This window comes from Kineococcus aridisoli (assembly GCF_050871885.1).
In the GTDB taxonomy this organism is placed as follows: Bacteria; Actinomycetota; Actinomycetes; order Actinomycetales; family Kineococcaceae; genus Kineococcus.
Map to the genome: position 1 here is coordinate 18,329 of NZ_JBJLSF010000054.1, position 12,902 is coordinate 31,230.

Sequence of the window (12,902 nt, forward strand, 5' to 3'; positions counted from 1 at the left end):
CCCCCGCCCCTCCGCGGTGATCTCGCACGGGACACCGCGCAGGATCACCGCGGAGGGGGTGGACGGGTCAGTGGATGAGCTTGCCGCCGTCGACCTGGTGGCTCGCGCCGTTGACGAAGCCGGCGTCCTCGGAGACCAGGAACGAGACCAGGGCCGCGACGTCCTCGGGGCGGCCGACCCGGCCGACGGGGATCCCCGCCGCCATGGCCGCCTTGCGCTCCTCGGTGAGCCGGCCGCCCATGATGTCGGTGTCGACCGGGCCGGGCACGAGCGCGTTCACCGTGATCCCCAGCGGCCCGAGCTCGCGCGCGGCTCCCCGGGTCAGCCCCAGCACGGCGGCCTTCGCGGCGGCGTAGGCGGTCTTGGAGAACGTCCCCCCGCCGTCCAGGGCGGTGATCGAGGACGTGTTGACGATGCGCCCCACCCCGAGCGCGGCCATCCGCCGGGCGGCGGCCTGCAGCATCAGCAGCGAGCCGGTGGCGTTGACCGCGAAGCAGCGGTCCCACTCCTGCGGCGTGATCTCCAGCAGCGGCGTCGGGGAGGCGATCCCCGCCAGGTTCACCAGCGCGAGCACGGGCGGCAGCTCCTCGTCGACCCGCTCGAAGGCGGCGGCGACCGCCTCGGGCGAGGTGACGTCGGCCGCGACGGCGAGCACGCCCGTGCCGCCGCCGCGCCCGCCGGCCGGCTCGCCGGCCAGCTGCGCGGACAGCTCGTCGGCGGCCTGCGCGACGGCGTCGGCGCTCACGTCGACCAGCGCCAGGTCCCAGCCCTCGCGCGCCAGCCGGCGGGCGACGACGCGGCCGATGCCGCGCGGTGCACCGGCGCCGGTGACCACGGCGGTGCGCCGCTCGGGGAACGCTGCTGCCACGGTTCCTCCCGCTTCTTCGGGTGCTCGGGTGGACGGGGCCTCAGGTGAACGAGGAGATGCCGGTGAGGTGGCGGCCGACGATGAGGGTCTGGATCGACTCGGTCCCCTCGTAGGTGTGCAGCGCCTCCACGTCGGCCATGTGCCGGGCGACCCGGTGCTCCAGCAGGATGCCGTTGCCGCCGAGCAGGTCGCGGGCCATCGCCGTCACGGTGCGGGCCTTGCGGGTGGCGTTCACCTTCGCCAGCGAGGCCTGGGTGTCGGTGAGCCTGCCCGCGTCGGCCAGCCGGCCGACCCGCACGCAGAACAGCTGCATCGCGGTGACCTCCGCGAGCATCTGCACGAGCTTGTCCTGCACGAGCTGGAAGGAGGCCAGCGGCTGGCCGAACTGCCGGCGCTCCAGCGCGTAGGCCAGGGCCGTCTCGTAGGCGGCGGTGGCGTGGCCCAGCGCCCCCCAGGCGATGCCGGCGCGGGTGGCCGACAGCACGCGGCCGGTGTCGCGGAAGCTGTTCGCCCCCGGCAGCCGGTTCTCCGCCGGGACCCGCACGCCGGTGAGGGTGATGTCGGCGTTGTGGATCGCGCGCAGCGAGGCCTTGCCCTCGATGACGCGCGCCTCGAAGCCGGGGGTGCCGCGCTCGACGAGGAAGCCCTGCACCTGCCCGTCCTCGCCGCGCGCCCACACCACGCACACGTCGCAGACGGTGCCGAACCCGATCCAGCGCTTGGCGCCGTCGAGGACGTAGGAGCCGCCGTCGCGGCGGGCCGTCGTCGCGAGCGCGACGGCGTCGGAACCGTGGTCGGGTTCGGTGAGGGCGAAGGCGCCGAGCGCCTCCAGGCGCGCCATCGGCGGCAGCCAGCGCTCCTTCTGCTCCGGCGAGCCCAGGAAGGCGATGGAGCGCATCGCCAGCCCGGCCTGGACGCCGAGCATCGTGGCGAAGCTGCCGTCGCCGCGGGAGAGCTCCATCGTCACCAGGCCGGCCGCCGTGTGGCTCAGCCGCGGGACGCCCGGCCCCTCCAGCGCGTCGCCGACCAGCTCGAGCGCGGCGTAGTGCTTCAGCAGGTCCAGGGGCATCTCGGCGCGCTCCCAGTACCCGCCGGCGACGGGGACCACCTCCGCGTCCACGAAGGCGCGCACCTTCGCCCACACGGCGCGCTCGTCCTCGGTGAGGTCGGCGGCGAGGTCGAAGTAGTCCACTCCGGTGGGGCTGGTCATGCGGTCTCCTGCGCTTCCTGGGCCTGCTGCCCGGACGGGGCGGACGGGTGCCGGACGGGCCGCTCGGCGGCGTGCCGGCGCAGGGAGCAGGGCAGCGGGGTGGGCTGGTGGGACATGCACGCTCCTGCAGACGTCGTCGGCTGCGAGACCGCGGTCGGTGCGGTCGGGGTCGGACGTGCCGAGCCTGCCACACGCGGCGGGCGCGGGTGCAGCGGACCCACCCGCTCGGGCGGTGGGCTCAGGCGGCGTGCTCGGGCGCGCCGGCGGTGCAGGTGCGGTCGCGCCCGGCGGCCTTGGCGGCGTAGAGGGCCTCGTCGGCGCGCGCGACGAGGTGGGCGCTCTCCTCGCGCCCGTCCCAGCGGGCCACCCCCGCCGAGAACGTCTGCCCGTCGGGCACGACCGGGCGCAGCCCCGCCAGCAGCTCCTCGACGCGGTCGGTGTCCCGCCCGACGGACACGGCGAGGAACTCCTCCCCGCCCCAGCGGGCCAGCTGCACCCCCGTCCCCTCCAGCGCCGCGCTCCACGCCGAGGCGGCACCGACGAGCAGCCGGTCCCCGGCGGGGTGGCCGCGGCTGTCGTTGAAGGCCTTGAAGCGGTCGAGGTCGATCAGCGCGACGACGAGCGGGGTGCCCTCGCGCTGCGCCTGCTCGCGCAGGCGCTCCAGCGCGGAGTCCGCGCTGCGGCGGTTGAGCAGGCCGGTGAGCGGGTCGGTGCGCGCAAGGTCGCCGAGCAGGGCGGTCTGCTCGCGCAGGCGGCGCAGCAGCGCGGACATGCGCGCCACCACGAGCAGGAACAGCACGGAGGAGCTGATGACCACCGCCCAGCCCTGCGGCTGCTGGCCGAGCACCAGCTGCAGGCCCAGGGTGCCGGGGGCGAGCAGGCTGGCGGCCGTCAGCACCACCAGGCGCAGGGTGGTGAACTCGTGCCGGCTGGTGGGCGAGGGGTCGGACAGCCGGCGCATCGACGGGTGCAGGGCGGCCGCGCCCCACAGCACGTACGAGAGCGCGAAGACCGCGTCGATCCAGGTGGCGTCGAAGTCCTGGTAGGCGTCGGCGTACTGCCACAGCGCGTCGGCCAGCAGCATCGAGGTGGCCGCGCCGGCGAGCAGCCAGAACGCGCGCGAGCCGTGCCCGGCGGCGGTGGAGACCCGCACGAGCATCGCGAGGACGACGACGTCGCCGACCGGGTACGCGAGCGCGACGAGCCCGGCGAACAGGTCGTCGGGCAGCTCGGCCAGCGCGGGGCGCACGAGGAAGGTCCACGAGAGCATCCCGAAGCCGACGGCCAGGATCGCGGCGTCGATGACCCCCTCGCGGTCGGAGCCGGGCCGGGCCTGGCGGGCCATCCGCAGCATCGCGGCGGCGATGAGCGGGTAGGCGAGCACGTAGAAGACGTCGGGGACGCTGGGGAAGGCCTCCGAGCCCAGCCAGTCGTAGCAGATCGCGTAGCTGACGTCGCCCAGCGCCCAGGCCAGCAGCCCCGCCGCCAGCAGCCACCAGGCCGAGGCGCGCTGCGGGCGGTGCAGGCGGGCTCCGACGGCGGTGGCGGCGGCCGCGGCGAGGCTGATGGAGGAGAAGACGGCGTCGTGCAGCAGGCCGGCGGGCGTGAGCAGGCAGACGGCCGCGACGACCGCACCGCAGGCGGTGAAGAGCTGCCAGGGCGGCGGCCGGCGCAGGGAGTCCACACCCGTGCATCGGGCGCCGCGGCCCCGACCTTCAGCGCTCGGGCCACATCCGCGGGCGTGGGCTCGGGCACGGGTGCGGCGGCGCGGCTGGGATGATGGCGCCATGTCCGAGGCCACTCCCCCCGCACCGCCCCGCTCGACCGTCGCCGCCGGCGTCCAGGTACCCGACCGCCCGACCGTGGACGGCCTGGAGGAGCGCTGGGCGCCCGCGTGGCAGGAGGCCGGCACCTACGCCTTCGACCGCGGCGCGCAGCGCGCCGACGTCTACTCCATCGACACCCCGCCGCCCACGGTGTCGGGCTCCCTGCACGTCGGCCACGTCTTCAGCTACACCCACACCGACGTCGTCGCCCGCTTCCAGCGCATGCGCGGCAAGTCGGTCTTCTACCCGATGGGCTGGGACGACAACGGCCTGCCCACGGAGCGCCGGGTGCAGAACTACTACGGCGTGCGCTGCGACCCCTCGCTGCCCTACGACCCCTCGTTCACCCCGCCGGAGAAGGCGCCCAAGAGCGACCGGGACTTCGTGCAGGTCTCCCGGCGCACCTTCGTGGAGCTGTGCGAGCGGCTGACGGCCGAGGACGAGCAGGTCTTCGAGTCGCTGTGGCGCCGGCTGGGGCTGTCGGTGGACTGGTCGCACACCTACTCCACGATCTCGGCGACCGCCCGCGCGACGGCCCAGCGCGCGTTCCTGCGCAACCTGGCCCGCGGCGAGGCCTACGCCGCCGAGGCGCCGACGCTGTGGGACACGACCTTCCGCACCGCCGTCGCGCAGGCCGAGCTGGAGGACAAGGAAACCGACGGCGCCTACCACCGCGTCGCCTTCACCAGCACGAGCACCGGTGAGCCGGTCTTCATCGAGACCACCCGCCCCGTGCTGCTGCCGGCCGTCGTGGCGCTCGTGGCGCACCCCGACGACGAGCGCTACCAGCCGCTCTTCGGCACCACGGTGCGCTCGCCGCTGTTCGGCGTCGAGGTGCCCGTGGTGGCCCACCGCCTGGCCGAGCCGGACAAGGGCTCGGGCATCGCGATGATCTGCACCTTCGGCGACACCACCGACATCACGTGGTGGCGCGAGCTGCAGCTGCCCACGCGGGCGGTCATCGGCCGCGACGGCCGGCTGCTGCGCGAGGTGCCGGCGTGGATCGCGGGCGGGCCGGGCGAGGCGCTGTACGCCGAGATCGCCGGTGCGACGGTCTTCACGGCCCAGGCCCGGATCGTCGAGGCGCTGCAGGCGTCGGGGGCGATGGTCGGCGAGCCGAAGAAGATCAAGCACCCGGTGAAGTACTACGAGAAGGGCGACCGCCCCCTCGAGATCGTCACCACCCGGCAGTGGTACCTGCGCAACGGCGGCCGCGACGCGGACGTGCGCGAGGCGCTGCTGGCCCGCGGCGCGCAGCTGGCCTGGCACCCCGAGCACATGAAGCACCGCTACGACCACTGGGTCTCCGGCCTCAACGGCGACTGGCTGATCTCCCGCCAGCGCTTCTTCGGCGTGCCCTTCCCCGTCTGGTACCCGCTCGACGAGGCCGGCGAGCCCCGCTACGACGCCCCGGTGCTGCCGCCGGAGTCCGCGCTGCCGGTCGACCCCGCCTCCGAGCCCGCGCCCGGGTACGCCGAGGACCAGCGCGGGGTGCCGGGCGGGTTCGTGGCCGACCCCGACGTCATGGACACCTGGGCGACCTCGTCGCTGACCCCGCAGCTGGCCGGCGGCTGGGAGCGCGACCCGGACCTGTTCTCGCGGGTGTACCCGATGGACCTGCGCCCGCAGGGGCAGGACATCATCCGCACCTGGCTGTTCTCGACGGTGGTGCGCGCGCACCTGGAGTTCGGCGGGCTGCCGTGGTCGCGCACGGCGCTGTCGGGCTGGATCCTCGACCCCGACCGCAAGAAGATGTCGAAGTCGAAGGGCAACGTCGTCACGCCGCTGGCGCTGCTGGAGGAGTACGGCTCCGACGCGGTCCGCTACTGGGCGGCCTCCTCGCGGCTGGGCACCGACGCGACGTTCGACACCGGCCAGATGAAGATCGGCCGCCGGCTGGCGATGAAGCTGCTCAACGCCTCCAAGTTCGTCCTGGGCCTGGGGGTCGAGCGCGGGGACGCGGCCGACCCGGCGGCGGTCACCGAGGCCGTCGACGCCAGCGTGCTGGCCGACCTGGCGAGCGTCGTGCGGCAGGCGACCGAGGCGTTCGAGCGCTACGACCACGCCACGGCGCTGGACGTGACCGAGCGGTTCTTCTGGACCTTCTGCGACGACTGGGTCGAGCTGGTCAAGGACCGCGCCTACGGCGTGCGCGGCGAGGGCCCGGCGGCCTCGGCGCGGGCGACGGCGGCGATCGCGCTGCGCACGCTGCTGCGGCTGTTCGCGCCGTTCCTGCCGTACGCGGCCGAGGAGGTCTGGTCCTGGTGGCAGGACGGCTCCGTGCACCGCGCGCCCTGGCCGTCGGCCGGGGAGCTCGGCCCCGTGGACGAGGGCGCCCGCGGTGTCCTGTCCGCGGCCGGGCAGGTGCTGACGGTGCTGCGCAAGGTCAAGAGCGAGGCGAAGGTCTCCCAGAAGACGCCGCTGTCGGCGGCGACGGTCTCCGGCCCGGCGGCCGTGGTCGCCGCCGCGGCCCGCGCCGAGGCGGACCTGCTGGCGGCCTCGCGCGCGGCGTCGATCACCTGGCGCGAGGTGCCGGTGGCCGAGGGCGAGCAGGCGCCGGCCCTGTCGGCGCAGGCGGAGATCGCCCCCGCCGAGTGAGGCGCGGGTGAGCCGCGGGTGACGCGGGAAGGCCCCCACCGGATCCCCGGTGGGGGCCTTCCTCGTCGCTGGGCGCGGCTCAGCGGTCGACGGTCCCGGCGATGAACGCCTCGACACCGGCGCGGCCGGCCTCGTCGTCGCGCTGCTGCGGCGGGGACTTCATGAAGTACGCCGACGGGGACAGCAGCGGGCCGCCGATGCCGCGGTCCAGGCCGATCTTGGCGGCGCGGACGGCGTCGATGATGACGCCCGCGGAGTTCGGGGAGTCCCAGACCTCGAGCTTGTACTCGAGGTTGAGCGGGACGTCGCCGAAGGCCTTGCCCTCCAGGCGCACGTAGGCCCACTTGCGGTCGTCGAGCCACTGCACGTAGTCGCTGGGGCCGATGTGGACGTTGCGGGTGCCGAAGTCGGCGTGGACGTTGCTCGTGACGGCCTGCGTCTTGGAGATCTTCTTGGACTCCAGGCGGTCGCGCTCGAGCATGTTCTTGAAGTCCATGTTGCCGCCGACGTTGAGCTGGTAGGTGCGCTCCAGCTTGATGCCGCGGTCCTCCAGCAGCTTGGCGAGCACCCGGTGGGTGATCGTCGCGCCGACCTGGGACTTGATGTCGTCGCCGACGATCGGCACGCCCGCGTCGGTGAACTTCTGCGCCCACTCGGGGGTGCCGGCGATGAAGACGGGCAGCGCGTTGACGAAGGCGACCTTGGCGTCGATGGCGGCCTGGGCGTAGAACATCGCCGCGTCCTCGGACCCGACGGGCAGGTAGCAGACGAGCACGTCGGCCTCCGCCTCGCGCAGCGCGGCGACGACGTCGACGGGCTCGGCGGTCGACTCGGTGATGGTCTCGCGGTAGTACTTGCCGAGGCCGTCGAGGGTGTGCCCGCGCTGGACGGTGACGCCGGTGGCGGGGACGTCGCAGATCTTGACGGTGTTGTTCTCGCTGGCGCCGATGGCGTCGGCGAGGTCGGTGCCCACCTTCTTGTCGTCGACGTCGAAGGCGGCGACGAACTCGATGTCGCGGACGTGGTAGTCGCCGAAGCGCACGTGCATGAGGCCGGGGACGGTCTGCGACTCGTCGGCGTCGCGGTAGTAGTGCACGCCCTGCACGAGGGAGGCGGCGCAGTTGCCGACCCCCACGATCGCGACGCGGATGGGACCTGCCATCAGTGGTTCTCCTCTGGGTGGGGGGCGTGCGGGCGCGCGGTGCCCGGGTGGGCCTCGGCGCTGATGAGCCGCTCGAGCCAGTCGACCTCGCTGCGGACCGTCTCCAGCCCGTGCCGCTGGGCCTCCAGCGCGTAGGCGTCGAGCTGGGCCTGGGTGCGCTCGATGGAGCGCGAGAGCTGCTCGAGGCGCTCGAGCAGCCGGGCGCGGCGGCCCTCGAGGATGCGCAGCCGGGTGCGGGGGGCGACGCGGGTGAAGAGCGCGAAGTGGACGCCGAAGGCGTCGTCCTCCCACGCCTCCGGCCCGGACTCCTCCAGCATCTCGGCCAGGCGGTCCTTGCCGTGCGCGGTGATCTCGTAGACCACCCGCGCCCGGCGGGGGCTGACGGTGCCGGGCAGGCGCTGCTCGGTCGTCTCGGTGATGCAGCCGCCGGCCTGCAGGGCGCGCAGCGCGGGGTACAGGGAGCCGTAGGACAGCGCGCGGAACACCCCCAGCCGCTGGTCGAGGCGCTTGCGCACCTCGTAGCCGTGCAGCGGCCCGTCGGCCAGCAGGGCCAGGACGGCGAGCAGCAGGACGTCACCGCGTCTGCGCACCGCTCACCTCCGTCTGCTGCGATGCATCGACTCGATGCATCGCGGCGGACACTACGGGCCGCGGCGGGTGCGATCAACACGACACGGCGCCCGCGGCGCGCGCGCGGCGGCGCCCTCCGCTCCGCGGGGCGCCCGGGCCCGGTAGGTTGCGGGGATGGTCACGGGCCCCGCCGAAGCACTGGAACACGAGCTCGCCGTGCTCCTGCGCCGCTCCCGGACCATCAACCGCGAGACGGCCCGCAGCGTCCACCCCGACCTGGAGCCGGAGGCCTACAGCCTGCTGGTGCGCCTGGACATCGTCGGCGACAGCCGCCCCTCGGACCTGGCCGCGTACTTCGGCATCGGCAAGCCGACGCTCAGCCGCCAGGTCCAGCTGCTGGAGCGCCTGGGCCTGGTCTCGCGCGAGGCCGACCCCACCGACGGGCGCGCGGTACGCCTGAAGCTGTCGCCCGAGGGCCTGGAGAAGGTCCACGCCGCCCGGGCCGCGCGGCGCCAGCGCCTGCACGACCGGCTGACGGACTGGTCGGCCGAGGACATGACGCAGCTGGCCACCCTCCTCGGCAAGCTCAACGCCCTGCTCTGAGACCACCGGCCGATCCCCCACGGCCAGGGGTTGCATGGCACAACCATCCGGGCATATCGTTGCTTGCGCACACCAATCGATCGTGGAGGTCGCCGTGGCCACGCCCCACGCCTGCGCAGCCCTCGTCGACGTCTTCCCCGACCTGCTGCGCACCAAGCGCGTGCTCGTCGGCACGCTCAACGTCCCGACCCTGCTCACCCTCGCCACCGTGCACCAGCACGGCGCGATGCGGCTGACCGAGGTCGCCGAGCACCTCGCGCTGGACCTGTCCACCGTCAGCCGGCAGGTCGCCCACCTGCGGCGGGAGGGCCTGCTCGACTCCTCCCCCGACCCCGCCGACGGCCGCTCGCAGCGCCTGAGCGTCACCGCCGAGGGCCTGCGGCAGCTGCGCGCCCACCGGCGCGGTGCCGTCGACCGCCTCGTCGACCGCCTCGCGGCCTGGCCGGACGAGGACGTGGGACACCTCACCCGCCTGCTCGCCCGGCTGGCCCGCACCACCGACCCGGCCGGCACCCCGGCACCGCCGCCGGCACCAGACACCCGACACCACCACGTGCAGGAGAAGCAGTTGCAGGGGAACGCATGAGCACCACCGCACCCGTCCACCACCAGGGCCCGCAGGGCAGCGCGCCGAAGATGTCCCACAAGGAGATCCTCGAGGCGCTCTCCGGCCTGCTGCTCGGCATGTTCGTGGCGATCCTGTCCTCCACGGTCGTCTCCAACGCGCTGCCGAGGATCGTCAACGACCTGAACGGCACCGAGTCCGGCTACACCTGGGTCGTCACCGCCGCGCTGCTCGCCACGACGATCTCCACCCCCATCTGGGGCAAGCTGTCCGACCTCTTCAGCAAGAAGCTGCTCGTCCAGGTCGCGCTCGCGCTGTTCGTCGTCGCCTCCGCGATCGCCGGCCTGAGCACGAGCATGGGCATGCTCATCACGCTGCGCGTCTTCCAGGGCATCGGCGGCGGCGGCCTGCTGGCGCTGGCGCAGGTCATCCTGGCCACGATGGTCAGCCCCCGCGAGCGCGGCCGCTACTCCGGCTACCTCGGCGCCACCTTCGCGCTGGCCACCGTGGGCGGCCCGCTCATCGGCGGCGTCCTCACCGAGCACCTGTCCTGGCACTGGACCTTCTACGTGGGCGTGCCGTTCGCCGTCATCGCCTTCTTCGTCCTGCAGTTCAAGCTCAAGCTGCCCGCGCAGCCCAAGCGCGAGGTGTCCATCGACTACCTCGGCGCCCTCCTGCTCGCCGCCGGCATCTCCGCGCTGCTCATCTGGGTCTCGCTGGCCGGCCAGGAGTTCGAGTGGGGCTCCTGGTGGACCGTCGGCCTCGTGGCCGCGGGCGTCGTGCTGCTCGCCCTCGCGGTGCTCGCCGAGAGCCGTGCGAAGGAGCCGATCATCCCGCTGCGCTTCTTCCGCAACCCCACGATCACGCTGTCCGCGCTCGCCAGCCTCTTCGTCGGCGTGGCGATGTTCGGCGCCACGATCTTCCTCAGCCAGTACTTCCAGCTCGGCCGCGGCGAGTCCCCGACGATGGCCGGCGTCATGACCATCCCGATGATCGTCGGGCTCTTCCTGTCCTCCACCGTCGCCGGGCAGGTCATCACCCGCACCGGCCGGTGGAAGGTCTGGCTGCTGGTCGGCGGCGCCCTGCTCACCGCGGGCCTGGCCCTCATGGGGACCATCGAGTACGACACGAACTACTGGGTCGTGGCCCCGTACATGGCCCTCGTCGGCCTGGGCGTCGGCATGATGATGCAGAACCTCGTGCTGGCGGTGCAGAACGTCTCCGCACCGCAGGACCTCGGCGCCTCCAGCTCCTTCGTCGCCTTCTCCCGCAGCCTCGGCGGCGCCATCGGCGTCTCGGCCCTCGGCGCCGTCCTCGGCCACCGGGTCACCACCCACCTGACGGACAACATCGCCGACGCCGGCATCGACCCGGCCGTCGTGGCCGGCGCGCTCGGCGGCGAGACCACCGGCGTGCCGAACCTGGCGGAGATCCCCGAGCCGATCCGCGCGCTCGTGCAGGCCGCCTACGGCTCCTCGATCGCCGAGGTCTTCCTCATCGCCGCGCCGTTCGCCCTCGTCGCCTGGATCACCACCTTCTTCTTCAAGGAGCGCGCCTTGCGCTCGGACGACGCCCCGGTCGAGGATGCGGACGGTCCCGCCGCCGCGGTCGACGGCACGGCGGACGGCCGGGTCGGCGCAGCGGTGAACGGCACGGTGAACGGCACGGCGAACGGCACGGCCCAGCGGTGGAGCGTCCCCCGGGCGGAGCGGGAGGAGGACCCGGTGGACGAGCAGGCGCAGCGCGCCGTGCGCACCGACTCCGGCCTGTCCCTGTCCGGCACGGTGCGCCACCACGACCGCCGCCCGCTCGCCGGTGCCGTCGTGACGCTGGCCGACCAGTCCGGTCAGCAGGTGGCCCGCACCACCAGCGGCGAGGACGGCGGCTACTCCCTGGCCCTGCCCACCGGCGGCACCTACCTGCTCATCGTCGCCGCGGCCCACGTGGCCCCCTCGGCCACCCTCGTCGGCGTCGGCAGCGCGCCCGTCACCCGCGACGTGGTCCTGTCCGGCCGCGCGGCGATCACCGGCCGGGTGCTGGCCCACGACGCCGGTGGCGGCCAGCACGGCGTCCAGGGCGCGCTGGTGACCCTCACCGACGTCACGGGCGAGGTCGTCGGCTCCACCCGCACCGACGGCAGCGGCGGCTACGCCTTCGACCAGCTCGTGGGCGGCAGCTACGTGCTCACCGCGCAGAACGCCTCGCACCGGCCGCTGGCGCGCAGCGTCGAGGTCCCCGACTCCGGTGCGCTGGCCTGCGACCTGCAGCTGACCGGCGGCGGCCGCCTCACGGGCGCCGTCGTCGCCGCCAGCGACGGCCGGCGGGTGCGCGAGGCCTCGGTCACCCTCGTCGACGCCGACGGGCAGGTCGTCGGCTCGGTGCTCACCGGCGAGGACGGCACCTACTCCTTCGAGGACCTCGCCGGCGGTCACTACACCCTCACCGCCTCGGGCTTCGCGCCCGTGGCCGCCGACGTCGACGTGGAGGAGGACACCGTGTCCGCCGCGCAGCTCGTGCTCGGGTCGAGCCTGGACCTGACCCGCTTCGAGGCCCCGGCCACCGCCCGCGGCACGGAGCAGCGGTGAGCCCGGAGCGGGAGGCGGACCTGCGGGCCGGCGCCACGGGCGCCGGCCCGGCGGCCGCCGGGACCACGGGCGAGGGACGCGTGCTGACCCGGGAGGGCTGGCCGGTGGCCGGCGCCTCGGTGACGCTGCTGGGTCCGGACGGCTCGCAGGTCGCCCGCGCCGTCACCGGTGGCGACGGCACCTTCGCGCTGCTCGGCGTGCCGGCCGGGGCGGCGACGATGCTGGTGGCCGCACCGGCCCACGAGCCGCGCGCCAGCAGCGTCGTCGTCCCCGCCACCACCAGCACCGGCGACACCTGGCGACTGGGCGAGGTCCGCCTGCGCCGCTCCGGCGGCAGCGACACGCCCCCGCCGGGGGTGTGGGCCATCGACGTCGCCCACTCCACCGTCTCCGCCACCGCCCACCACCTGGGCCTGGCGGCCGTGCACGGGCGCTTCACCTCCTTCGCGGGGGTCATCACCGTGCCCGAGGACGTCACCCGCAGCACCGTCGAGGTGCGGATCGACGCCTCCAGCATCGACACCGGCAACGCCCAGCGCGACGAGCACCTGCGCGCGGCCGACTTCCTCGACACCGCCCACCACCCCGAGCTGACCTTCTCCGCGCGCGGCGTGCAGCGCGGCGGCGACGGCTGGCTCCTCGTCGGGGACCTCACGCTGCTGGGCACCACCCGCCCGGTGACCCTGCAGCTGTCCTACGCCGGCAGCGGCCCGGACCCCTGGGGCGGCACCCGCGCCGCCTTCAGCGCCACCACCGAGCTGCACCGCGACGACTTCAAGATGAACTGGAACCAGGCCGTCGGCATCGGCGTCGCCGTCTTCGGCACCACCCTCAAGGTCGGCATCGACATCGAGGCCGTCCTGCAGCAGTGAGACCGCGCGCACGAGCGAGGGCCCCGCACCAGCTGGTGCGGGG

At 74.3% G+C, this 12,902-nt stretch carries 10 protein-coding genes; 5 read left to right on the top strand and 5 right to left on the bottom strand.

The features are described from left to right. Nucleotides 1–67: 67 nt before the first annotated feature. The 3 genes from ACRYM2_RS14925 to ACRYM2_RS14935 form a co-directional block, all read right to left on the bottom strand. Nucleotides 68–868, bottom strand: a complete 801-nt coding sequence (locus tag ACRYM2_RS14925) for an SDR family NAD(P)-dependent oxidoreductase (RefSeq protein ID WP_432523188.1) — start codon at nt 866–868, stop codon at nt 68–70. Nucleotides 869–908: 40 nt separating this feature from the next. Then, nucleotides 909–2,078 (bottom strand): acyl-CoA dehydrogenase family protein, encoded by a 1,170-nt coding sequence (locus ACRYM2_RS14930; protein WP_432523189.1) that lies wholly within the window; start codon nt 2,076–2,078, stop codon nt 909–911. Between the two features lie 238 nt (nt 2,079–2,316). Continuing rightward, a complete protein-coding gene (locus tag ACRYM2_RS14935) occupies nt 2,317–3,762 on the bottom strand; it encodes a GGDEF domain-containing protein (protein WP_432523190.1) in 1,446 nt (481 codons plus the stop codon). A 103-nt stretch (nt 3,763–3,865) separates the two neighbouring features. Here ACRYM2_RS14935 and valS point away from each other — a divergent pair, with 103 nt between their 5' ends. Next, complete coding sequence (valS, locus tag ACRYM2_RS14940; protein WP_432523191.1) at nt 3,866–6,502, top strand: valine--tRNA ligase; 2,637 nt, start codon at nt 3,866–3,868, stop codon at nt 6,500–6,502. 79 nt (nt 6,503–6,581) lie between these two features. On the opposite strand, the gene ACRYM2_RS14945 is transcribed toward valS, so the two are convergent. Together ACRYM2_RS14945 and ACRYM2_RS14950 are read right to left on the bottom strand one after the other, a co-directional pair. Beyond that, nucleotides 6,582–7,667 carry an inositol-3-phosphate synthase gene (locus tag ACRYM2_RS14945; protein ID WP_432523197.1) on the bottom strand — a complete coding sequence of 362 codons (1,086 nt, stop codon included), beginning with the start codon at nt 7,665–7,667 and terminating at the stop codon, nt 6,582–6,584. Next, on the bottom strand, nt 7,664–8,254 hold the full coding sequence (locus ACRYM2_RS14950; protein WP_432523192.1) for a PadR family transcriptional regulator: 591 nt from the start codon (nt 8,252–8,254) through the stop codon (nt 7,664–7,666). The genes ACRYM2_RS14945 and ACRYM2_RS14950 overlap by 4 nt, the downstream gene beginning before the upstream one ends. A 154-nt stretch (nt 8,255–8,408) precedes the next feature. Between ACRYM2_RS14950 and ACRYM2_RS14955 the strand changes: the two genes are divergently transcribed. From ACRYM2_RS14955 to ACRYM2_RS14970, 4 genes are all read left to right on the top strand, one after another. After that, nucleotides 8,409–8,837, top strand: a complete 429-nt coding sequence (locus tag ACRYM2_RS14955; RefSeq protein WP_432523193.1) for a MarR family winged helix-turn-helix transcriptional regulator — start codon at nt 8,409–8,411, stop codon at nt 8,835–8,837. A 94-nt stretch (nt 8,838–8,931) separates the two neighbouring features. Beyond that, a complete protein-coding gene (locus ACRYM2_RS14960; protein WP_432523194.1) occupies nt 8,932–9,423 on the top strand; it encodes a MarR family winged helix-turn-helix transcriptional regulator in 492 nt (163 codons plus the stop codon). Beyond that, nucleotides 9,420–11,987: an MFS transporter gene (locus ACRYM2_RS14965; protein ID WP_432523195.1), complete on the top strand. Its 2,568-nt coding sequence runs from the start codon at nt 9,420–9,422 to the stop codon at nt 11,985–11,987. The genes ACRYM2_RS14960 and ACRYM2_RS14965 overlap by 4 nt, the downstream gene beginning before the upstream one ends. Further along, nucleotides 11,984–12,859, top strand: coding sequence for a YceI family protein (locus ACRYM2_RS14970; RefSeq protein WP_432523196.1), 876 nt, complete (start codon nt 11,984–11,986; stop codon nt 12,857–12,859). Before ACRYM2_RS14965 ends, ACRYM2_RS14970 begins: the two co-directional genes overlap by 4 nt. Nucleotides 12,860–12,902 lie beyond the last annotated feature (43 nt).